Source organism: Hominimerdicola alba 8, from assembly GCF_000178155.2.
GTDB lineage: Bacteria > Bacillota > Clostridia > Oscillospirales > Ruminococcaceae > Hominimerdicola > Hominimerdicola alba_C.
The window spans coordinates 183,152-206,192 of sequence record NZ_ADKM02000122.1 but is presented as its reverse complement, the minus strand read 5'-3'; the positions used below and the strand labels follow the sequence as shown (position 1 = coordinate 206,192).

The following is a 23,041-nucleotide window of genomic DNA, read 5'->3' as shown; positions in this document are numbered from 1 at the left end:
AAGAATAATATGGAGGCAAACATGAGAAGACTTGTTACAAGAAGTGACTTTGACGGCTTGGTTTGCGCTATGCTGCTCAAGGAGATCGGTATAATCGATGAGATAAAATTCGTTCACCCAAAAGATGTTCAGGACGGCAAGATAGAGCTTAACGAGAACGATATAACCACAAATCTGCCATTTGACAAACGGGTCGGACTGGCTTTTGACCACCATGAGAGTGAGCTTAGAAGAAACAAACTTGAAGACTATCTCGGCAAGTACATAATTGACGGCAATGCTAAATCTGCGGCGCGTGTAGTTTATGACTATTACGGCGGTGAACTGGTATTTCATGGCGTTTCGGAAGAAATAATGGACGCAGTAGACAAGGGCGACAGCGCTGATTTTACCGAGGAAGAGATTTTAAATCCATCAGGCTGGGTGCTTATGAATTTCCTGATGGACGCAAGAACGGGTCTTGGCAGATTTCACAACTTCCGCATATCGAACTATGAATTGATGATGAAGCTGATAGATTTCTGTGTTGATCATTCGATAGAAGATGTGCTGAAACTTCCTGATGTAAAAGAGCGCGTTGACCTCTATTTTGAACAGCAGGACAAGTTCAAGGAACAGCTGAAAGAGATCACACAGATACATGATAAAGTCGCAGTTATCGACCTTCGCAAGGAAGATGTCATATATGCAGGCAATCGTTTCATGGTCTATGCTATGTGGCCTGAGATAGAGTTGTCAGTGCATGTTGCATGGGGCTTCAAAAAGCAGAATACGGCGGTAATGATCGGCAAGTCTATCATCAACAGAAGTTCGCAGTTCGATATAGGTCAGCTTTGCCTTTCTTATGGCGGCGGCGGTCATGCAAATGCAGGTACATGTCAGCTTGATAATGACAAGATAGATGCTGAACTGCCGACTATAATTGACAAACTCAATGGTAAGATACCTGTATAAGAAAAATTTTAAGACCATCGGTGGTGTATCGATGGTCTTTTTTGGTGTTCAATACCCCTCAGCATTGCGCTGTTTGCGGATGGCTATTCGCTTCTGTGCGCCCTCCCATTCTGCCTGTTCGGTAATGCCTACAGGCTTTAAGCCGAATTCGATGGGTTTTGGTCTGCCTTTGTCATCGACATGTACACAAGTAAGATAAGCGTGATTTATCGCGCGCCGCAGACCTGTGGCTTTTTCCTCCACGTAAGTATCAACGCGGACTTCCATCGAAGTTCTGCCCACGTAGGTGACCTTTGCGATAAGCACAACGATATCATTGATAAATGCACCGTGTTTGAATTTAAGGCTGTCCACCATGAGCGTAACAGCATCGCCGCCGCAGTGACGCATCGCCGCAACGCCTGCCGCTTCATCTATCCACTCCATCAGACGACCGCCAAAAAGCCTGTTCTGACCGTTTATATCGCGATACTGGATCAGCTTTGTGATCTCGGTAATGGAGTCTGAACTTAATTTTTCTCCCTTTGGGTATGCCATCATTTTCCTCCTTACTTCATAAGCGATGACAGATATTTCAGATGTATCTCCCTCAGCAGACCGCTGACTTTTGCCATATCGGGTCTTTCAGGCAGACTGCTGTTCTCGTATGCTTTAAGCATACGCTTGTCAAATGCTGTCACCATATCAAAAAATTCCGTGTTGAGGCTGTTCTGTTCTTCATTGAAATAACCGCCTGTCTTTATGGTCATTAGCAGGTCATGCTCTTTTTCGCGGTAGGTCACTATCTCGCCGCGTGTGAGTATATCCTCAGCCATAAGATACAGCCTTACAAGGTGCATGGCGTGCTTGTTCAGGTGGTAGATGTCCTTTTTGTGGTTGCGGTGTCCCAGATGCTTATTGAACTCCTTGATGCCTGAAGTTATCTCGTTTGTCACCACATTGAACTCGTTGGCGGGGATCATATCGAGATCAACGCAGAAACTCAGCTGAACATCTTCATCAGAGATCGGCTTTCCGCCTACTGTCAGTTCGCTTATTTCTTCATTGAACAACACACCGACATCATAGGCATCGACAGGATTGCCGTTTACAGTTATCGGTTCACCGTTATGGTCGGTAATGAACATTTTCAGCGACTCACGCTTATAACTCGGACAACTTTCTTCAAGATGTCGCTGTATTCGTTCGATAGAATCTGCAAGGCTTATACACTTGAAAACATTAGAGCCGTTGTCTTTGCCAATGGCGTTTTTAAGCCGTTGGAACTGACCTCTTGCATATCCCGCAAAAGAGCCGTATGCCAGCTTGCTTAAAAAGACTTCCCTGTTATCGAGGAGCATCTTTCCGTATTCGCTGACCATCGCATAATGTTCGGGCTTACAGCCCAGTATCTCGATGGTATTGGGATTGCACTTGTAGAGCAGTCCGAATATTTTTCCCAGTACGTATAGATTTGTATCAGTTACACGGTCAATATACTGTTCAAAACCATAGTTGCCGTAGATAAGATGCTCGTCCCCCGCATCGCCCTTTGCAAGCCCCTGAGCCAGCAGGTCATCGGGGTCGGGCATTATTATGCCTCGCACATCAATGTCAGATCCCGGCGTGTTAAGACCATAAGCTATACTGCCGCCAAAAGTCAGCAGAGCGATATTATCGCCCAGTCTTGGGTGCTCGCGAAGAAAATCATACTCGCGGGCAGATATCACTTTGTTTATATCCATTAGTTCACCTGTAAAGTCCCTGTTTTGATATTGCTGATGCAACGATAACACTTCGCGGCTTGACGTGGTAAGTGTTGCCGCTGCGGTATATGAGTGCATTGTAGTCTGTGCCCTTTTTGTAGGGCGCATATGTGTAAAAATCTATGTTCCAGTCATAACCTTCGGGGAGTGCGGGAAGTTCAATGGGACATTCCTCCCAATAGCTGTTTATGCCGATGAACACGGCATCTTCCCTGCCCTTTTTGTCACGCCCCGCGAACATAACGCCTACCACATGGTCATGGTCGTTGAACTTGTCATTCCATGCCAGCGAATTGTGTATGCTGGTATCGGGAAAGCCAAAACCGCTGGGTGCGGTGGCGTGGCGTATGACCTCGTGGTTTTTGCGGAAAGCAATCATATCGCGTACAAAATCGTGTATCTCGCGGTATTTTTTCAGCCTTGTCCAGTCCAGCCACGAAACTTCGTTATCCTGACAGTAGGCATTGTTGTTGCCGAACTGCGTGTTGCAAAATTCATCACCCGCATAGAACATTACCGCTCCTCTGCTGAAAAATAGTGTTGCAAAGGCATTCTTTATCATACGCATTCGCAGACCGTTTATCTCGGGGTCATCAGTTTCTCCCTCAGTGCCGCAGTTCCAGCTTGTTACGCTGTTATCGCCATCGGTATTGTTCCAGCCGTTTGCTTCATTGTGTTTGACATTGTATGAATAGAGGTCATACATGGTGAAACCGTCATGACAGGTGAGGAAATTCACCGAAGCGTTATGCCAGCGTTCGGGCGGGTATAGGTCAGCCGAACCTGTTATCCTCTGTACTGCCGCCCATGCCATGCCGTTATCGCCTTTAAGAAAACAGCGCAGGTCATCGCGAAAACGCCCGTTCCACTCAGCCCACCTGTTCCAGCTGGGGAAACTGCCGACCTGATAAAGTCCGCCCGCGTCCCATGCTTCGGCTATCAGCTTGACACCGCGCAGTATAGGGTCATAGGCGATGGTTTTAAGCAGCGGCGGGTTCTCCATCGGAGTGCCGTCTTCACTTCTGCCGAGAATAGATGCAAGGTCAAAACGGAAGCCGTCAACGCGGTATTCGATGACCCAGTAGCGCAGACAGTCTATAATAAACTGCTGAACTACGGGGTGATTGCAGTTCATCGTATTGCCGCACCCGCTGAAATTTACATACTTGCCGTCAGGGGTGAGCATGTAGTAAACACTGTTGTCAAGTCCCTTGAACGAGAAAACAGGTCCGTCCTCGTTGCCTTCGGAAGTATGGTTGAAAACCACATCAAGGAATACCTGAATGCCATTCTCGTTGCAGGTGCGTATAAGATTTTTAAGTTCGTCACCCTCGTGGTTATACTCTATCCCCGAAGCGTAGCTGGTGTTTGGGGCAAAAAAGCAGGTAGTGTTGTAGCCCCAGTAATTCATAAGCAGGTCGCCGTTGTGACGACGCTCTTCATAAAGCTCGTCAAACTCAAAAACAGGCATGAGTTCGATGGCGTTGATGCCCAGCTTTTTGAGATACGGTATCTTCTCGATAACACCGTCAAAAGTACCCGGATGCTTTACTCCCGAAGTAATGCTGTTTGTAAAGCCGCGCACATGAAGTTCATAGATAACAAGGTCGGAGAATGGGATATTTCGCTTTACAAAAGTTCCCCAGTCAAATTTATCGGTCGTTATCCTTCCGTGATACCCGCCCGACTTGTTTGACTTGACACCCCAGACACTCTGCCCGGTGACAGCCCTTGCGTATGGGTCGAGTATATTGGTCTTGTTATCAAAAAGGTGTCCTTTCTCAGGCGCATACTCTCCTGAAAAGCGGTAGCAGTACTCTATCTCGTAGATGTCCAGTCCGTAGATCATTATAGACCACGTATCACCGATCCGATAGCTGTCAGGAATTGGTATAATTGCAAAAGGTTCAGTTTCGCCGCGTTTAAAAAGCACCACCGAACAGCCTGTGGCGTTGGCGGAATGAATGGTGAAGTTGACTGCTTTTAGCATCGCAGAAGCACCGTTCAGCGTATATATACCGGGACGGCACTCAAAACCCGCGATAATGTCAGTAGCCTTGTAAGTCGAAGAATTTTTCATTTTATCACAGCCTTAAATGGTATTTTGCTCATCAGCATTTATCGAATAAGCACTATTATTATCTATTATATACTATTTTAGAATTAATTTCAAGTATATTATCGTATAAAAAAAGACTTCAACTTTTGGCAGTGAGGTCATTTAAGGACACAGTTGGGTTCGACACCGAAAACATCGCAGAAAACTTCGTAATTGCGAGGATTTTTCTTAGTGCAGTAGACCGCAAATTCAATAGTCTTGAAATAATGTGAATACTTGTCGCAAAGCGCTTTCATCACCCGCGCCACGACTTCAGGCGGATTTCTGAATGCGCCGCATCCGAACGCACCGAGAATAAGTGTTTCTGTCCCTTCTTTTATAGCAGTAAGAAAAACTCGTTCAAGGCGTTTTTGCTGTATCTTTTCCAGCTGTTCATCACCGATGCGGGTGTAAGCGCTGAGATTAGGCGATGCGCAGGTGATGACATCGACCGTGAACCATTCTTTGCGGTCACGTATCACAGGTCTTGTGGTATCAGTCTTGATGCAGAATACTTTCGGCGTGAAGATAAGGTCATCATTATAGAGGGTATCGCTGAACATCGATCTGTGAGGAAGATAAAATCCGTTCATTATCCTCTCAGATGACAGGCATGGATAAAGCGTTGAAACACGGCAGATGCACTCTTCCTGCGCACGCGCACCGTTAGCTACACCGCCGCCCGGATTTTTAGAAGAAGCAAAATTCAGCACACAGACCTTGCTGTCTTTATAATATTCTGCCGCTTCGATAGTACGGCGCATTGAAACTGTGATATCTGCGGGCTTATCATACAAAACTGCATCAAGATCGACCTCTTCGCCGTCTTTCAGCACATATTGCATGTTCAGTGAGTTTTCCACAGCCGAAGACAGTGTGACATCATTTTGGCATCTTTCCAAAGTATCTTGAAATATTGTGATAAGTTCTGTTTTATCAGAAAACTGCATTGATCTCACCTCACTTAACTATAACGCCAAGCAGCTTTGCAAGGTCGGCTGCTTGCTCAAAATTGACTGTAACGCCCCTGAGTTCGCTTAGTTCGCGTGAAAGAACAATGCCTGAGATATCACACTTCGACAGGTCAAGTCCGCGAATGCTCGCATGAAAAAGTTCTGCGCCGATCAGTTTCACATCTTTCAGTTCGGTGCGTTTGATAACGCTTTGTGACAGCAGTACACCCGACATATCGCAGTCTGCAAACTTACAGTCGTCAAAATTTGTTTCAGAGAACAGCCCGTATGTCAGTGAAGTGCTTTTAAATACAGACTGTTTTATGACGCCTCTCCCGAAATTCGCTCCGTTCGCCTTGCAGTGAGAAAATTCGCACTCTTTGAAATATCCATCAATGAATTTGCAGTTTGAAAGATCGCACTTTTCAAATCTGCATCGATAGAAGCTCGTCTTTGTCATATCGCAGCTGATAAATCTGCACCCCGTGAACACCACCGACTGAAATTCATAGCCATAGCAATCGACATCAGCAATGACTTCCTTATCATAAGTTTTATCCTTTATCTCACAGTCAACATCGCGGACTGTTTCAATATCTTCCGAAAACATGTTATAGTTCCTTTCACGTTTTTTAACAGTATATCATATCTTCGGCGCAAAATCAAGACAAAAAGAACCGTCCTGCAAGAGGACGGTTCTGAAATTATCATTTATTATCCTTGACGATCTCTTTAAGACCTGTTGCAAGACCTGCCAACGACTGGATCTCGCTGGGGATAATGATCTTGGTAGCCTTGCCGTCAGCAGCTTTGCTGAACGCTTCAAGACTCTTGAGCTGGATAACTGCATCATTAGGATTAGCTGCATTCAGCTTCACGATACTGTCAGCCATTGCACGCTGTACCATCTCGATAGCCTGCGCTTCACCTTCTGCTTCAAGTATCTTCTGTTCCTTAACGGCGTCTGCCCTGAGTATCATTGACTGCTTTTCAGCTTCAGCGGCGAGTATCTGCGACTCCTTGTCAGCCTGCGCTCTGAGTATCTTTGACTCCTTCTCACCTTCTGCCACAAGTATCTGGGACTTCTTTTCAGCCTCAGCCTGAATTACCTTCTCACGCCTTTCACGGTCAGCCTTCATCTGCTTTTCCATCGCGTCCTGTATCTCACGGGGCGGAAGAATGTTTTTCAGTTCAACTCGCTGTACCTTGATGCCCCAACGGTCTGTGGCTTCATCAAGTATCGCAGTGATGCGGGTATTGATGATATCACGGGAAGTCAGTGTAGCTTCAAGGTCGAGGTCACCAACGATGTTTCTCAGTGTTGTAGCTGTCAGGTTCTCTATAGCGGAGATAGGTCTTTCAACGCCGTATGTAAATTGCATAGCATTGGTTATCTGGAAGAATACAACGGTGTCTATCTGCATCGTAACGTTATCCTTTGTGATAACAGACTGCGGCTTGAAGTCAACGACCTGTTCCTTGATGGAAACTCTCTTAGCGACTCTGTCGATGATAGGCACCATTACATGAAGACCTGTACCCCACGCAGCATGGAAAGTACCCAGCCTTTCAACGACATATACATATGCCTGCGGAACGATCTTGATATTTGTTGCTATGATCAGCACAATGATTGCGATCACGATCAGCACGATAATAACGGGACTCATATTTGTTTACCTCCATAAAATACGTAATACATTTTGTTTCCTTTTTTTCAAGCAGTACGGACAATACTTTACCGCCGAATATGCTTACTTCTGCTGCTCAACGATCAGCTTGGCACCTGACACTTCGACTACACGAACTATTGCACCGACGGGTATCTTGCTGCCGTCTGCCGATACAGCAGACCAGTCTGTGCCGTCCAGCTTTACTCTGCCCTTGTTCTGACTGTTGTCAACGCCTTCAATTACCTGTGCCGTCTTGCCGACATCAAGCTCAAAGTTCGTAGGTATCGCAGTTTTCTGAACTTTTCTTGCCAGAGGTCTTGTAGCGATGAGGAATATGATCGACATCAGTACGAATACCGCAAACTGCGCCACGAACGGGAGCTTCGCAATAGCACAGAACATGGCTGCCAGCGAACCCAGTGCAAACCATATGCTCAGCAGACCCGCACCATTGGCGATCTCAACGACAACAAAAAATACGAATGCGACAGCCCATACGATTATACATGCAGTAGCAGTCATGACAAATCAGCTCCTTTCCTGTTCTTTTATCTGTTATTTCTCTCAGCGAAGCACTTGCTTCACTATACTGATATTATAGCACATTATTACATTTTTTTCAATAGTTTTGACTTGGCTAACAGATAAAATTTGTCTGACAGATCGGTGAAAAACGACCCGAAAACAGTTTTAAGCACTGAAAAGTGGTTGCACTTTACAAGCTGATATAATGTAAAAGCGATCTACTTTACATATACTTTTTTGATTATGCCTATATATTGAACATGGTGATCACCCGCTGCATAAAATTTATCAAGCAGCGTTCTATCCTGATAGCAGCCGCCCTCCATCGGCTGAACATATGCTTTTTCGCATACAAGAACAAGTTTAGCCTGTTCAAAAGCAGTGGTACCATCGGTAAACACGGGTACAAGCCCTGTTTCGGCTGCTTTGTCGTGATCTTTTCCGCTGTGTGAGCCACAAAACTGCAATGCTTTTCTTTCGCTTTCATCAAAGAAGCAGATAGTAAAGGTATCGGACTTGTCAATGAAAGACTTAGTATAGCGCTGAGGTCTGATAACTGTTGTAAAAGTCTGTTTACCCCACATTATACCTGCAAATCCCCACGAAGCAGTCATGGTGTTGTAGCCGCTCTCATCTCCTGCGGTGACTAAGAACCATTCCTTGTCGATCTTCTTATAAGGATTGAACTCCATATCACCAAGCGCCTGAGGGTCTACCTCTTTAAAACCGTATTTCTCGACCAATGTACTCATTTTTCATTCCGCCTTTCGCGTAAATTTGATGTGTCTTCTGACACAATAATATTATACTCTATATTTTTTGAAAATGCAACCATTTTGTAATTGCTTTTTTTAGCAAATTGTGATATAATAACTATATATAGGGCACTGCGGTCATATATATTGTGGTCGGCAAACGGATAAATCTTACATAATATGTATCAATTCTTGTATAATATCGCACGGTATGCAATATATAAACAAAAATTTTGCATATTTTATAAATTTTATGCGTTTACCCCCTTGACAAATCCGAAGAAAGGTGTATAATATGTATATTGTTTGACATACTATACACCCAATGCCTGAAATTTTACTTTTTTTGGAGGAAACACATCATGGCTAAAGAAATCAAAAAAGTTGTACTCGCTTACTCGGGCGGACTTGATACTTCGATCATCATTCCGTGGCTGAAAGAAAACTACAATAACTGTGAAGTTATCGCAGTTTCCGGTGACGTTGGTCAGGGTACCGAGCTTGATGGTCTGGAGGAGAAGGCTATCAAGACAGGTGCTTCCAAGCTGTACATCGAGGATCTGACCGAAGAGTTCATCACCGACTACGTTTATCCTACCGTACAGGCAGGCGCAGTTTATGAGAACCAGTATCTGCTGGGCACCTCTTTTGCTAGACCTATCATCGCAAAGAGGATCGCTGAGATCGCCATCAAGGAAGGCGCTGACGCTATCTGCCACGGCTGCACAGGCAAGGGCAACGATCAGGTAAGATTTGAGCTGGCTATCAAGGCTTTCGCACCTGACATGCAGATAATCGCTCCCTGGAGGATCTGGGACATCAAGTCCAGAGATCAGGAGATCGACTATGCTGAGGCACACAACATTCCTCTGAAAATCAACAGAGAGACCAACTACTCTAAGGATAAGAACCTTTGGCATCTTTCTCACGAGGGTCTGGATCTTGAAGATCCTGCAAATGAGCCTCAGTATGAGAAGCCCGGTTTCCTGGAGCTGGGCGTATCTCCTCTGCAGGCACCCGACAAGCCCACTTATGTGACTATCCACTTTGAAAAGGGTATCCCTACAGCTATCGACGGTGTTGAGATGGGCGGCAAGGAACTGGTAAGCAAGCTCAACGAACTGGGCGGCGCTAACGGTATCGGTCTGGCTGACCTGGTAGAGAACAGACTGGTAGGCATGAAGTCGAGAGGCGTTTATGAAACTCCCGGCGGAACTATACTGTACAAGGCTCACGAAGTTCTGGAAACCATCACCATCGACAAGGAAACTGCACGTATCAAGCAGTATCTTAGCATCAAGTTTGCTGACATCGTATACAACGGTCAGTGGTTCACACCTCTGAGAGAAGCTATGAGCGCATTCGTTACCGAAACACAGAAGACTGTTACAGGTGATGTTAAGCTGAAGCTGTACAAGGGCAATATCATCAACGCGGGCGTTACTTCTCCTTACACCCTGTATGACGAGGAAGTTGCTACTTTCGATGAGGACGATGTTTACAATCAGGCTGATTCCGCAGGCTTCATCAACCTGTTCGGTCTGCCGATCAAGGTACGCGCTAAGCTCGAGCAGAAGAGAAATCAGCAGAAGTAATATTCTGCAAAAATTTATTAACAGGAGGTCATAGTATGTCAGACAATAATTCCTACTTTGAACCCGGTTTCGACAAGAAGGTCGAGATATCCTACGACAACCTGCCCAATTCTTCTTTTGAAGATGTTAATCTGGGCGAGGCTACGTTCAAGAATGTTAACCTGAAAGGTTCTAACTTCGAGGATGTTAATATGGACGATACCGTTTTCGACAACATTAGCATGCAGAGCACCAGGTTCACTGATATGTACATGGTAAACTCACGTTTTCTTGGTGTAAATATCAGCGGTTCGCGTTTTGGTTGCTCTATCATGAACAATGTCGAGTTCAAGAACCCAGATCTGAAGAATTCTCAGTTCATACACTGTGACCTTACAGGTGTTGAGATAAGCGACTGCAAGATCGACGGGCTTAAGATCAACGGCATCGATATCCAGAAACTTCTGGAACAGCACGAAAAGGAATAACAGTCTGTTTTGACAGACTGATCGCAGGTTTGGGGCAGGATAACTCTCACTTACGGGTTATTTTGCCCATACCTGTTTATACAGATCGCTCTGAATAAGGGCGGTTTGTATAAGCAGGCTGATTATTGAAAATAATGACATAAAGGACGGTAAATAACATGGCAGGAAAAATGTGGGCAGGACGCTTCACTAAAGAGGTAGACGAGAGAGTAAATGATTTCAACTCTTCGATCTCTTTTGACCACAGAATGTATAAACAGGATATCGAAGGATCAATGGCTCATGCAACCATGCTGGGCGAATGCGGTATCATCGATATTGAAGAAAGCAAGAAGATCGTTGAAGGTCTGAAAGGTATCCTCGCTGATATAGACAGCGGCAAGTTAGAGTTTGACCCGACAGCGGAGGATGTTCACATGTTCGTTGAGGCTGAACTTACCGCAAGGCTTGGCGACACAGGCAAACGACTACACACTGCCAGGTCGAGAAACGATCAGGTGGCACTGGACATCAGAATGAACCTCAAAGTCGAGGCTGACGAAATAATAGCACTCGTCAAGGAGCTTGAGAACACCATTCTGAACATGGCTGAAAAGCATCTTTCCACTGTAATGCCCGGCTACACACATATGCAGAGGGCACAGCCGATAACTTTTGCACATCACCTGATGGCTTATGCAAATATGCTGCTGAGAGATCTCGGCAGACTGGATGACTGCAAAAAGCGCCTCAATATCATGCCTCTCGGCAGCGGCGCACTGGCTTCGACCACATATCCGATCAACAGACAGCGCGTCTGCGATCTGCTGGGTTTTGATGAGATAACACAGAATTCGCTTGACGGCGTTTCTGACAGAGATTTCTGTATTGAACTGGCTTCGGCTATTTCTATATTGATGATGCACCTTTCAAGATTTTCCGAAGAGATAATCATGTGGTGCTCGTGGGAATTCAAATTTGTTGAACTGGACGATGCTTATGCTACAGGTTCATCGATAATGCCGCAGAAGAAAAATCCCGATGTTACCGAGCTTATACGCGGCAAGACAGGCAGAGTATACGGCGACCTCAACACTCTGCTGGTGATGATGAAGGGCATACCGCTGGCTTACAACAAAGATATGCAGGAAGACAAGGAAGCTATCTTTGACGCTATAGATACAGTAAAGCTGTGCCTTAAGACTTTCATTCCGATGCTCGACACCATGACAGTACTTAAGGATAACATGAGAAATGCGGCAGCTAAGGGCTTTATCAATGCTACCGACTGCGCCGACTATCTCGTTAAAAAGGGCATGCCTTTCAGAGATGCTTACAAGATAACGGGTACACTGGTACACACCTGTATCGAACTCGGCTGTACGCTGGAAACGCTGCCGCTGGAAGAATATAAGAAACTTACCGAAAACTTTGATGAGGATGTTTACGATGCCATAAGCCTTGATACCTGCGTTATGCAGCGTAAGGCGGCAGGCGGTCCTGCACCTGAATCGGTAAAGGCACAGATAGCATATGTCCGTGAAAAGATTTGATAAGATCAGAAAAAGTGAAGAGCTAAGCGCACTGACCATATTTGGGGCATGGCTTGTCTTCGGGATATTTCTGGTGCTGTTTGTAGACAAGGTACTGCCGAGCGCACTTATGCTGATGCTGTCATTCGGGTTCATATATCCGGCAGGCTGTCTGTTCATGTTTTTCAGGCTTTGCAGGCGACACGGAGTTATGTGGTACTTCCCTGCTGCGGTAATAGCGGCTTCGGTACTGATGTATATAAGCTGGGGAACTTATCGGGCAATAATCCCGAACATGATAGTCATGACGATATTATGTCTGCTTTTTGGCTGCGGACTGGGCAGCTGTTTTGCTGACAAAGAAGCGGTCAGGGCGTATCGTGAACAGCGCAGAATGAAAAAACTTGGTGAAGATAAACCTTACACTTCTATAATCGACAGTTCAGCTGACAAAAGATCCAAGAATAATAAATAGGACGTGAAATAAATGAGCAATAAATTCAAGGTATTTATAGACGGTAAAGCAGGTACGACAGGTCTTAAGATATATGAAAGACTTGGCAAGCGCGATGATATCGAGATACTGCTTATAGATGAAGACAAGCGCAAGGACACTGATGAGAGAGCAAGACTTATAAACAGCGCTGACATTGTTTTCCTGTGTCTGCCTGATGCGGCGGCTGTTGAAGCTGTCAAGCTGTGTACAAACCCCGATACAAGGATAATCGACGCTTCGACAGCTCACAGAACAGACCCCGCATGGGATTACGGTTTTCCTGAGCTTTCCGAAAAGCACAGGGAGAATATAAGAAAGTCAAAGAGAGTTGCGAACCCCGGATGCTATGCCAGCGGCTTCATCTCACTGGTATATCCTCTGATACAGGCAGGCGTTCTTCCTGAGGACTACCCTGTTACATGCCACGCAGTTTCAGGTTACAGCGGCGGCGGAAACAAGATGATAGATGCTATTGAAGGCGCTGACAAGACATTCGAGATGAACTCACCCAGACAGTATGCACTGGCACAGCATCATAAGCATCTGCCTGAGATGCAGGCTGTATGCGGCATGAAGTACCCGCCGATGTTCAACCCTATAGTTGATGATTATTTCAGCGGAATGGTCGTTTCGGTACCGCTTGTAAGCAGATGCCTGAACAAGAAATATACTCCTGCCGAGATACACGAGATAATGACTGCACACTATGCAGGTCAGCACTTTGTCAAGGTGATGGAACTTGGCGGTGAAGAAACACTTCCCGATGGTTTCCTTGCAGCTAACACACTGGCTGATACGAACAACATGCAGATATTTGTATTCGGTAATGACGATCAAATACTGCTTTGTTCAAGATTTGACAATCTTGGCAAGGGCGCAAGCGGCGCTGCATTGCAGAATATGAACATAATGCTTGGAATTGATGAAACGATAGGTCTGGAATAAACTCAACTATACTTACCATATGATCCAAAACTTACAGATCACTGAGGAGAACTTATGAAGAAAACAGCAATCGCAGCACTGGCAATTTTCATGACTTTCTCGGCAGCCGCCTGTGGGAGTCTTGGCAAACCGTCGGGAAAGACAGTGACTAAGAAGTACGGCAGCGATGACAGATCAACTACCGCTGCGGAAGATAATACCACGACAGCTGAAAACGACAAAAGCAAAGAAGGAACTTCAAAAGACGGCGATACTGCCGCTTTAGTGGAAGAGATACTCGATGGAATGACCCTTGAAGAAAAGGTCGGTCAGCTGTTTTTTGTAAGGGCTGATGCACTTGAAACCGGCTTTGAAAACAGTGTTGTAAACAACGATGATCTGGGCGGCGTGACCTACGTTGACGGCATGATGAGAAAAGCTATGGAAAAATATCATGTTGGCGGAATAATGCTTTATGAGAAGAATATCATCGACCCCGAACAGCTTACAGAGTTTACTTCTGAATTGCAGGATACGGCTGATGTGCCGCTGTTCATCGGTGTGAAAGAACTCGGTGGAGAGTATGCACCTATCGCAAACAATGTGAACTTCAACGTCAAACTTTTCGACAATATGAACCTGATAGGTGCTTCGGGTGATGCTGATAAAGCTGAAATCCTCGGCAATGAGATAGGCAAGTATCTGGCAAGCTACGGCGTTAATGTGGATATCGCGCCATGTGCTGATATTTCATTGAACAGTGATAAAGTGATCGACAAAAATTTCTCTGCTGATGCAGGCATTGTTTCAAATATGGTATCTGCTGAGATAGACGGTCTGCATAAAGCAGGAGTAATGGCTGCTGTAAACCACTTTCCAGGTTATGCAGACTCAAATGCTGACGGCGACAATATCTTCTATAATGGAAGCCTTTGGGAAACTATCCTTGAAAGAGATGCTGCACCTTTTGTTGATTCGCTCGACAAAACAGATCTGCTGCTTGTGGGTCATATCGAACTGCCTGCTGTTACAGATGACGAGTATCCCGCATCGATGTCACAGCAGTTCATACAGGATAAGATCAGAGATGAACTTGAGTACAAAGGTGTTATAATGACAGATTCGATGGCTGCAAGTTCGATCACCCAAAACTATATGCAGGGTGACTGTGCAGTTGAAGCCATAATAGCCGGTGCAGATATCGTTCTGACTCCATATGACCTTGACAAGGCATACAGAGCAGTACTCAAAGCCGCAGAGGACGGTAAAATAACTAAAAGCAGGATAAACGGCAGCGTAAGGAGAATACTCACCCTTAAAGCTGAGAACGGACTGTTTGACGATATAGAAACTAAGGAGTAATAACTATGAAAGAGATAAACAAGGTAGTCTATGACGGCTACAAATATATAGATGGCGGCGTTTGTGCTGCAAAGGGTTTCAAAGCTAACGGTCTTTACTGTGGTATAAAAAAGGCAATGGACGCAGCTGAAAAAACTGACGGAAATGAAAGTCCCCTTTCAAATGAAAAGCCTGACCTTTGTCTGGTGGCAGCTGATGTGATGTGCAATGCAGCAGCAGTTTTCACACAGAACAAGGTAAAGGGTGCGCCTGTCACTGTTTCGCAAAAGCATCTTGCGGCAACAGGAGGTAAGGCACAGGGTTTTATCCTGAACTCGAAAAATGCCAACACCTGCAATGCCGACGGCGAAGAAAAGGCTATAAAGATGTGCGAACTGGCTGCGGCTAAACTGGGTATCAAGACTGAAGAGATGCTTATCGCACAGACAGGTGTTATCGGTCAGATAATGCCGATAGAGCCTGTTGAAAAGGCTATGGATACCCTGTACAGCGGTCTTGCTTATGACGGTAATGAAAAGGCAGCCATAGCGATAATGACCACCGATACTGTAAAGAAAGAAGTTGCTGTTGAGTTTGATATTGGCGGAAAGACATGTCACATAGGCGGCATGGGCAAGGGCAGCGGAATGATACACCCCAACATGGCGACCACACTGAATGTCATCACCACCGATTGTGCTATCAGTGCAGAAATGCTCAAAAAGGCGCTTACAGATATTGTTAAGGTCACTTATAACTGTCTTTCGGTCGACGGCGACCAGTCAACCAACGACACATGCGCTGTTATGGCTAACGGTCTTGCAGGCAACGCCGAGATAACTGCTGAGGGCAAGGATTATGATGCTTTCAAGCAAGGACTTTTCATAATAATGAGCAATATCACAAAAATGCTGGCTAAGGACGGCGAGGGTGCGACAAAACTGCTGGAATGCAACGTATGCGGTGCTAAAGATCAGGACGATGCAATTATAATTGCTAAGAGCGTTATTTGCTCACCGCTGTTCAAGTGTGCTATGTTCGGTGCTGATGCGAACTGGGGGCGTATTCTTTGCGCGGTAGGTTACGCAAATGCTGAATTTGATATCAACAAGGTAGATGTTAAGATAGCATCGAAACAGGGCGAGATACATGTCTGCGAAAATGGTGCGGGCGTGCCTTTCTCAGAGGAAGAAGCAAAGAAAATATTGCTGGAAGACGAGATATTCATAAATGTTTGTGTAGGTGACGGCGATGGTAAAGCAACTGCCTGGGGCTGCGACCTGACCTATGATTATGTAAAGATAAACGGCGATTACAGAAGCTAAAAGAAATATATACAAAAGAGAGGACAACTGAATATGGGAAATACACCTGCGGATACCTTATGTGTTCGTAAAGAAAGTGGATTTCTTGACAGAAATGCACTTAAGTACATAGTCATTGTGACTATGGTGCTTGACCATGTGGCATGGGGATTTGAAAGCAGTCTTCCACTGATTGTGACAAACCTGTTCCACTTTGTGGGCAGACTGACAGGTCCTACGATGGCATACTTTTTGTATGAAGGCTATGTTCACACAAGGGATGTTAACAGGTATCAGAAAAGGCTTGGGATATTTGCGATAATATCGTGGCTGCCGTTCGTGTTTTTTGAATCAGGCATCGACAAGCTATTGGAACGTCCCTTTTTCCTGCTTCAGCAAAGCGTGATTTTCACTTTGTTTCTCGGCATTACAGCGCTGAGGATATGGGACAGCAGCAAGCTGAAAAAAAGTGATAAAATAGTTTTGATAGTAGTGCTGTGCTTGCTTTCGTCCATAGGTGACTGGCCTGTGATGGACGTTCTCGGACCACTTGTCCTCTACATATACAGAAACGATAAAAAGAAAAAATACATCGCCGTGACGCTGGTGTATCTGCCAAATCTGCTTCTTGTTTTTGTTGCCGGCTGGTATAATCTTGGGGTACTGTTGGTGCCGATCATGATAGTGTACTGCTACAACGGCAAGGGCGGCAGCAAGAGCGCTTTCAACAAGTGGTTTTTCTATGTTTTTTATCCGCTTCATCTGATAATACTCGGCATACTTAAATGGTATGTTTTCTGAGGCGGTTTCATGAAATACAGGAATATGCTGATAGATGACTATGACAAGGTCTATGCCTTATGGCTTGGTACCAAAGGTATGGGTCTTAATGATGTCGATGATTCACGGGAAGGCATAGAGCGATATCTGAGAAGAAATCCCTCTACTTGCTTTGTATGTGAGGATAATGATGAGATCATCGGTGTAATACTGTGCGGCAATGATGGCAGACGTGGTTATATACACCACACTGCTGTAAAGGAAAACAGACGAAGGCAGGGCATTGGCGGCGAGTTGGTAAGGCTTGCGATGGAGGCTCTCGGAAAAGAGAAGATAAGTAAGTGTGCGCTGGTCGTCTTTGAGAGAAATGATATTGGCAACGGTTTCTGGGAGGCTAAGGGCTTTACAGAACGTGATGATCTGGTTTACAGAAACATGGCACTTAAAGAACTTAAAAGGATCGATACCTGACGGAGGTGCTAAGCATGCCATTTGATTTTAAAAAGGAATACAAAGAATTCTACATGCCGGGCAGGAAGCCGTCAATTGTCGATGTGACGAAAACAAATTATATCGCGGTCAGTGGAAAAGGCGACCCAAACGAAGAAGACGGCGATTACCAAAAAGCCATCGAGGTGCTGTATGCTGTTGCTTACACTCTGAAAATGAGTTACAAGACTGACCATAAATTTGAGGGCTTTTACGAATATGTTGTGCCGCCGCTGGAAGGGTTCTGGAAACAGGGCGATAATTCTGAAATGGACTATGCTGACAAGAGTTCTCTGGAATGGATATCAGTTATAAGACTGCCGGATTTCATCACAGAAGAAGATTTCCGATGGGCAGTGGAAACGGCTGAGAAGAAGAAAAAGCTGGATTGCACAAAAGCAGAGTTTCTTACATTGGAGGAGGGGCTGTGCGTACAGATAATGCACATAGGTCCCTACGATGACGAGCCTGAAAGTGTTTTACTGATGGAAAATTTCGCGAAAGAACAGGGATATGTCATCGATATGGGTCAGCGGCTACACCATGAGATCTACTTATCCGATCCGCGAAAAAGTCCTCCCGAAAAGTGGAAGACAGTGATAAGACACCCGATAAAAAAGGCTTAGTAAATACTTCCCCGTTTGGGGTAAAATAAAGGAAGATGTAAAATGGACATTTCAAACAGTATCAGAAGTCAGATCTTAAGCGACGCTCTGCCGTACATACAGAAATATCACAACAAAGTGGTAGTTGTAAAATACGGCGGAAACGCTATGACAAACGAGGCACTTAAAGAAGCGGTTATGAGCGACATAGTACTGCTGAGCGAGGTCGGTATCAAGGTCGTACTGGTTCACGGCGGCGGTCCTGAGATAAACGCTATGCTGAAAAGAGTGGGCATCGAAAGCAAGTTCATCAATGGTCTGCGTTATACAGACAAAGAAACTATGGATATAGTCAAGATGGTGCTCTGCGGTAAACTGAACAAGGAACTCGTTTCGGCACTTCAGCTTCACGGCGGCAACGCGCTGGGTCTTTGCGGATGTGATGGCAGAATGATAATCGCTGACAAGCTGGAACGTGATGACGGCGAAGATTATGGTTATGTGGGCGAGATAAGAAAAGTCACCACAAAGCCGATACTTGATGCGCTAAACGGCGGATATGTGCCGATAATCTCAACTGTGGGCATCGGTGATGACGGACAGTCATATAATATAAATGCAGATACAGCGGCATCGAGGATAGCTTCATGCCTGCGTGCAGAAAAACTGATACTTATGACTGACATCGTTGGTCTGCTTAAAGACAAGGACGATGACAGCACACTTATACCGCAGGTAAATGTCAGCGAAGTGCCTTTCCTGAAAAAGTCGGGCATCATCAGCGGCGGTATGATACCAAAGATAGATTGCTGCGTGGAGGCAGTCAGACGCGGTGTCAAGAGGACTTCCATAATCGACGGCAGAGTGCCGCACTCTATACTGATAGAACTGCTGACAAACGAAGGTATCGGCACACAGTTCAACTAAACCACAAACAGCATACAGACAGCCGTTTGCAATGACCCCGTATTACTTATATCGAGAAATATAGAATTCAGACAAACAGCTTCGGCAAAATGGGGTAACAGTTTACTATATAAAAAGACAACAGATGCCGTGAACACCAAAGATGCGCAGCGGCAGAAAAGGAGATCAAAAAATGAACATCTTATTTTCAAACACTACCACGACCAGATCTGAGAGCAACATGTCAGACCTTGAGATCATGCAGGCAAACAATGCACTGGGCAGAGAGAAGAAAAAGCTGAGATACACCGTTACAGGTGCCATCGGCATACCGCTTTTCGTGATAATCTACTTTTTCCTGATACCAGCAGCATATACAAATTACGCAACAATGCTGGCAGTCGGATTTATTTGCCTTGTGATAGGCTACTTACCTGCTGAGATGGTCGTGAAAAGCAAGTACGGCAACGGTGCAGGTACTGGTATGGTAATAACACCACCAAAGACTTACACATATAACTTCACCGAGGACAAGATAATGATAGTTCAGGATTTTGAGTCCATGAACATACCTTACAACGCCATCGACAGAGTGACCCAGAACCCATATCACTACTACATATACTACATGGGTTACAAGTATCAGCTGGATAAAAACGGCTTTACCACAAACATCAGTGAGTTTGAAAGGCTGATGATGAACAACGGCAAGACCATCGGTGTTGAATACGGAAACTGATAATGAAAGGAAATTTAAAATGAATACTATAGAACATTTTAACGAACATGTCATGCCGACATACGGTAGGTATGATCTGGTTTTAGACAAGGGCGAAAAGCAGACTGCTGTCAGCGAAGAGGGCAAGGAGTATATAGACTTCGGGTCCGGCATCGGCACAAACAGTCTTGGCTACTGCAACGAAGACTGGGTGAATGCAGTCTGTGAACAGGCACACAAGATACAGCATACATCTAACTACTATTACACAAAGGTGCAGGCAGATTTCGCGGCAAAACTCTGTGAGATAACAGGCTACAGCAAAATGTTTTTCGGAAACTCCGGCGCTGAGGCAAATGAATGTGCAATCAAGTTGGCCAGGAAGTACAGCTTCGACAAGTATGGCAAGGAAGCTGAGCGCAATATCATAATCACACTGGTAAACAGCTTTCACGGCAGGACTATGGGCACACTTTCAGCAACAGGTCAGGATGTGTTCCACAACTACTTCTTCCCTTTCCTGCCAGGTTTTGTAAATGTAAAAGCAAACGATATCGACGACCTTAAAAAGGTTCTGGCTGAAAATGACGGCAAAGTCTGCGCAATAATGTTTGAGTGCATTCAGGGCGAGGGCGGCGTTATCGGACTGGACGCGGCTTTTGTCAAGGTAATATTTGAAGAAGCTGAAAAGAACGATATACTCACCATCTGCGATGAAGTTCAGACGGGTGTGGGCAGGACAGGCAAATTCCTTGCGTGCGAGAATTTCGGCGTAAAGCCTGATGTCGTAACAATGGCAAAGGGTCTGGCAGGCGGTCTGCCGATAGGTGTTTGCCTTGCTAATGATAAGTGCAAGGACGTTCTCACTAAGGGTACACACGGTTCGACATTTGGCGGCAACCCTGTTGTATGTGCAGGTGGTCTTGCTGTACTGAACAAGGTAAGTTCTGAGGGATTCCTTGACGAGGTAGTTCAGAAGGGTTACTACATCTGGCAGAAGTTGATAAACAACCCTGAGGTAACAGGCATAAGCGGTCTGGGTCTGATGATGGGTGTCAGCCTTAAAACAAAGTCTGCGGGCGATGTATGCAAGGCTTGTCTTGATAACGGTCTGCTGATACTCACTGCAAAGGATAAACTGCGTTTCCTGCCGCCTCTGAACATCAGCTATGAAGAGATCGACAAGGGCATTGCAATACTTGAAAAGATACTTGCTGAATGAGCTTGACAAAAGCACAAAAACGGTATATAATATAATTTATCATTTCAGAAATAACGGAGGTACACTATGAACCATCTTCTTAAAATGCTTGATCTCTCAAAGGAAGAGATAATCGATATACTCAACCTTGCAGATCAGCTCAAATACGAAAACAAAAACGGCATCGAGCATAAGGTGTTAAAGGGAAAGACACTGGGCATGATCTTCCAGAAGTCCTCAACACGTACAAGAGTTTCTTTTGAAACAGGCATGTATCAGCTGGGTGGTCAGGCGCTCTTCCTCTCTAACCGTGATCTTCAGATAGGCAGAGGTGAACCTGTGCAGGACACTGCAAGGGTACTCTCACGCTATCTTGACGGCATCATGATACGTACTTTTGAACAGAAGGAAGTCGAGGATCTGGCTGAATACGGTTCGATACCGATAATCAATGGTCTGACCGATTTCTGCCACCCTTGTCAGGTATTGGCTGATCTTATGACTATCCGTGAGTTCAAGGGTCAGTTTGAAGGTCTGAAAATGTGCTATATCGGTGATGGCAACAACATGGCAAATTCGCTGATCGTAGGCGGTCTTAAAGTCGGCATGAGCGTTTCTATCGCTTGCCCTGAGGGCTATCGTCCCGACCCTAAGGTGCTGGAATTTGCAAAGCAGTACGGTGACAAGTTCTTTATGACTGACAAGCCCGCAGAGGCTGCTAAGGACGCAGATGTTCTGTTCACCGATGTATGGACTTCAATGGGCGAAGAAGCCGAAACCGAGAAGCGTAAAGTCGCATTTGCAGGCTATCAGATAAACGATGATATAATTGCTGTGGCTAAGCCTGATGCTATGGTTCAGCACTGCCTGCCTGCTCACCGTGAAGAAGAGATAACCGAGAAGGTTTTTGAGGCTCACGCTAACGAGATATTCGAGGAAGCCGAGAACAGGCTCCATGCACAGAAGGCTGTCATGGTAAAGGTTATGGGCGGCGACAAGAAGTAAGCATAGTAATAAAGTCCGTAAGAGCAGTTGAAGTTCTTGCGGACTTTTTTGCGGTTGAAAAATCATAAGAAATGTGGTATAATGTTCTTATGGGCAGATGTCTTCAAAAGCATAAAGGAGGTCAAACATGAAAAGATATATTATCGCTGTACTTGTTGCAGCAGCCGCCGGTTTTCTGATAGGCTGTGCTGCGAAAAGCACTTTAACAGAAAACACAGGCGAGTATAGCGGCTATAAGCAGATAACGCAGGAAGAAGCAAAAGATATGATGGCGCAGGACGATGGGCATATCATCGTTGATGTGAGGCGGCAGGACGAATTTGCAGCGGGACATATACCCGATGCAGTCTGCATACCGAATGAAACGATCGACAAAATGAAGCCCGCAGAACTTCCTGACCTTGAACAGATAATACTGATCTACTGCCGCAGCGGCAACAGAAGCAAGCAGGCTGCGCAAAAACTTGTTGATATGGGATACACAAATATTTATGAGTTCGGCGGTATAATCGACTGGACCGGTGAGGTAGTGACTGAAGACAATGTTAGCAGTACGACTGACGAAACTCCGATAACCATTTCTGAGTGTTCTGAGAATGACAGCGAATTTGCTGACATCACTACTGACCCTTACCCTGTGCTTGCTTTCGATGTGGGGGACAGGACATTTCTGGCAAAACTTGAAGATAACTCCTCTGTTGATGACCTGATAAGTAAAATGCCTGTCAGCGGTATCGAGATAACAATGTCAGACTACGGCGGATTTGAAAAGGTCGGTGATCTTCCATTTGAACTGACTACAAATGACACAGACATAACCACTGTTCCCGGTGATGTGATACTTTATCAGGGAAACAAGATAACTGTTTATTATGGCGAAAACACATGGAATTTCACAAAGCTGGGTCACATTGATGCCAGCCGTGAAGAACTGCTTGAAGCCTTTGGCGATGGCGAAACAGAGGTAAGGATAAGCGTTGAGATGACTGAATAAAT

General features: G+C 45.3%; 24 protein-coding genes. 16 read left to right on the top strand and 8 right to left on the bottom strand.

Annotation, left to right across the window (positions count from 1 at the left end):
• The first annotated feature begins 21 nt into the window (after positions 1-21).
• Positions 22-954 (top strand): hypothetical protein, encoded by a 933-nt coding sequence (locus tag CUS_RS15090; protein ID WP_002852034.1) that lies wholly within the window; start codon positions 22-24, stop codon positions 952-954.
• Between the two features lie 48 nt (positions 955-1,002).
• On the opposite strand, the gene CUS_RS15085 is transcribed toward CUS_RS15090, so the two are convergent.
• From CUS_RS15085 to CUS_RS15050, 8 genes are all read right to left on the bottom strand, one after another.
• Positions 1,003-1,491 (bottom strand): acyl-CoA thioesterase, encoded by a 489-nt coding sequence (locus CUS_RS15085; RefSeq protein ID WP_002852298.1) that lies wholly within the window; start codon positions 1,489-1,491, stop codon positions 1,003-1,005.
• An 11-nt stretch (positions 1,492-1,502) separates the two neighbouring features.
• Positions 1,503-2,678 carry a DNA polymerase beta superfamily protein gene (locus CUS_RS15080; protein ID WP_002852214.1) on the bottom strand — a complete coding sequence of 392 codons (1,176 nt, stop codon included), beginning with the start codon at positions 2,676-2,678 and terminating at the stop codon, positions 1,503-1,505.
• A gap of 4 nt (positions 2,679-2,682) precedes the next feature.
• Positions 2,683-4,779: a glycogen debranching protein gene (locus CUS_RS15075; protein WP_002852064.1), complete on the bottom strand. Its 2,097-nt coding sequence runs from the start codon at positions 4,777-4,779 to the stop codon at positions 2,683-2,685.
• A 137-nt stretch (positions 4,780-4,916) separates the two neighbouring features.
• On the bottom strand, positions 4,917-5,747 hold the full coding sequence (locus tag CUS_RS15070) for a TIGR02452 family protein (RefSeq protein ID WP_002852195.1): 831 nt from the start codon (positions 5,745-5,747) through the stop codon (positions 4,917-4,919).
• A 10-nt stretch (positions 5,748-5,757) separates the two neighbouring features.
• Positions 5,758-6,360 (bottom strand): pentapeptide repeat-containing protein, encoded by a 603-nt coding sequence (locus CUS_RS15065; RefSeq protein ID WP_002852039.1) that lies wholly within the window; start codon positions 6,358-6,360, stop codon positions 5,758-5,760.
• A 97-nt stretch (positions 6,361-6,457) separates the two neighbouring features.
• The gene (locus tag CUS_RS15060; RefSeq protein WP_002852049.1) at positions 6,458-7,420 is read right to left on the bottom strand and encodes an SPFH domain-containing protein; all 963 of its coding nucleotides are present in this window, start codon (positions 7,418-7,420) and stop codon (positions 6,458-6,460) included.
• Positions 7,421-7,504: 84 nt separating this feature from the next.
• Positions 7,505-7,945: an NfeD family protein gene (locus tag CUS_RS15055; RefSeq protein ID WP_002851959.1), complete on the bottom strand. Its 441-nt coding sequence runs from the start codon at positions 7,943-7,945 to the stop codon at positions 7,505-7,507.
• Between the two features lie 221 nt (positions 7,946-8,166).
• Positions 8,167-8,700, bottom strand: a complete 534-nt coding sequence (locus CUS_RS15050) for a flavin reductase (protein ID WP_002852102.1) — start codon at positions 8,698-8,700, stop codon at positions 8,167-8,169.
• Between the two features lie 365 nt (positions 8,701-9,065).
• Between CUS_RS15050 and CUS_RS15045 the strand changes: the two genes are divergently transcribed.
• From CUS_RS15045 to CUS_RS20530, 15 genes are all read left to right on the top strand, one after another.
• Complete coding sequence (locus CUS_RS15045) at positions 9,066-10,298, top strand: argininosuccinate synthase (protein ID WP_002852294.1); 1,233 nt, start codon at positions 9,066-9,068, stop codon at positions 10,296-10,298.
• A gap of 35 nt (positions 10,299-10,333) precedes the next feature.
• Positions 10,334-10,765, top strand: a complete 432-nt coding sequence (locus tag CUS_RS15040) for a pentapeptide repeat-containing protein (RefSeq protein WP_002852242.1) — start codon at positions 10,334-10,336, stop codon at positions 10,763-10,765.
• Positions 10,766-10,923: 158 nt separating this feature from the next.
• A complete protein-coding gene (gene argH, locus CUS_RS15035; protein ID WP_002852045.1) occupies positions 10,924-12,297 on the top strand; it encodes an argininosuccinate lyase in 1,374 nt (457 codons plus the stop codon).
• Positions 12,278-12,751, top strand: a complete 474-nt coding sequence (locus CUS_RS15030; protein ID WP_037277638.1) for a hypothetical protein — start codon at positions 12,278-12,280, stop codon at positions 12,749-12,751. The genes argH and CUS_RS15030 overlap by 20 nt, the downstream gene beginning before the upstream one ends.
• Before the next feature lie 12 nt (positions 12,752-12,763).
• Positions 12,764-13,717: an N-acetyl-gamma-glutamyl-phosphate reductase gene (argC, locus tag CUS_RS15025; protein WP_002852148.1), complete on the top strand. Its 954-nt coding sequence runs from the start codon at positions 12,764-12,766 to the stop codon at positions 13,715-13,717.
• A gap of 54 nt (positions 13,718-13,771) precedes the next feature.
• Positions 13,772-15,058 carry a glycoside hydrolase family 3 N-terminal domain-containing protein gene (locus CUS_RS15020; RefSeq protein WP_002852013.1) on the top strand — a complete coding sequence of 429 codons (1,287 nt, stop codon included), beginning with the start codon at positions 13,772-13,774 and terminating at the stop codon, positions 15,056-15,058.
• Between the two features lie 5 nt (positions 15,059-15,063).
• Complete coding sequence (argJ, locus tag CUS_RS15015; RefSeq protein ID WP_002852290.1) at positions 15,064-16,362, top strand: bifunctional glutamate N-acetyltransferase/amino-acid acetyltransferase ArgJ; 1,299 nt, start codon at positions 15,064-15,066, stop codon at positions 16,360-16,362.
• Between the two features lie 33 nt (positions 16,363-16,395).
• On the top strand, positions 16,396-17,142 hold the full coding sequence (locus CUS_RS15010; RefSeq protein WP_002852152.1) for a TraX family protein: 747 nt from the start codon (positions 16,396-16,398) through the stop codon (positions 17,140-17,142).
• Positions 17,143-17,151: 9 nt separating this feature from the next.
• Positions 17,152-17,592, top strand: coding sequence for a GNAT family N-acetyltransferase (locus CUS_RS15005; protein WP_002852348.1), 441 nt, complete (start codon positions 17,152-17,154; stop codon positions 17,590-17,592).
• A gap of 14 nt (positions 17,593-17,606) precedes the next feature.
• A complete protein-coding gene (locus CUS_RS15000) occupies positions 17,607-18,236 on the top strand; it encodes a GyrI-like domain-containing protein (protein WP_002852350.1) in 630 nt (209 codons plus the stop codon).
• A 42-nt stretch (positions 18,237-18,278) separates the two neighbouring features.
• The gene (gene argB / locus CUS_RS14995; RefSeq protein WP_002852078.1) at positions 18,279-19,142 is read left to right on the top strand and encodes an acetylglutamate kinase; all 864 of its coding nucleotides are present in this window, start codon (positions 18,279-18,281) and stop codon (positions 19,140-19,142) included.
• Positions 19,143-19,314: 172 nt separating this feature from the next.
• Positions 19,315-19,860, top strand: coding sequence for a YcxB family protein (locus CUS_RS14990; RefSeq protein WP_002851966.1), 546 nt, complete (start codon positions 19,315-19,317; stop codon positions 19,858-19,860).
• A 19-nt stretch (positions 19,861-19,879) separates the two neighbouring features.
• Positions 19,880-21,061 carry an aspartate aminotransferase family protein gene (locus CUS_RS14985; RefSeq protein WP_002852051.1) on the top strand — a complete coding sequence of 394 codons (1,182 nt, stop codon included), beginning with the start codon at positions 19,880-19,882 and terminating at the stop codon, positions 21,059-21,061.
• Positions 21,062-21,127: 66 nt separating this feature from the next.
• Positions 21,128-22,045 carry an ornithine carbamoyltransferase gene (gene argF, locus CUS_RS14980; RefSeq protein ID WP_002852373.1) on the top strand — a complete coding sequence of 306 codons (918 nt, stop codon included), beginning with the start codon at positions 21,128-21,130 and terminating at the stop codon, positions 22,043-22,045.
• Positions 22,046-22,172: 127 nt separating this feature from the next.
• Positions 22,173-23,039, top strand: a complete 867-nt coding sequence (locus CUS_RS20530; RefSeq protein ID WP_002852162.1) for a cyclophilin-like fold protein — start codon at positions 22,173-22,175, stop codon at positions 23,037-23,039.
• Positions 23,040-23,041: the final 2 nt, after the last annotated feature.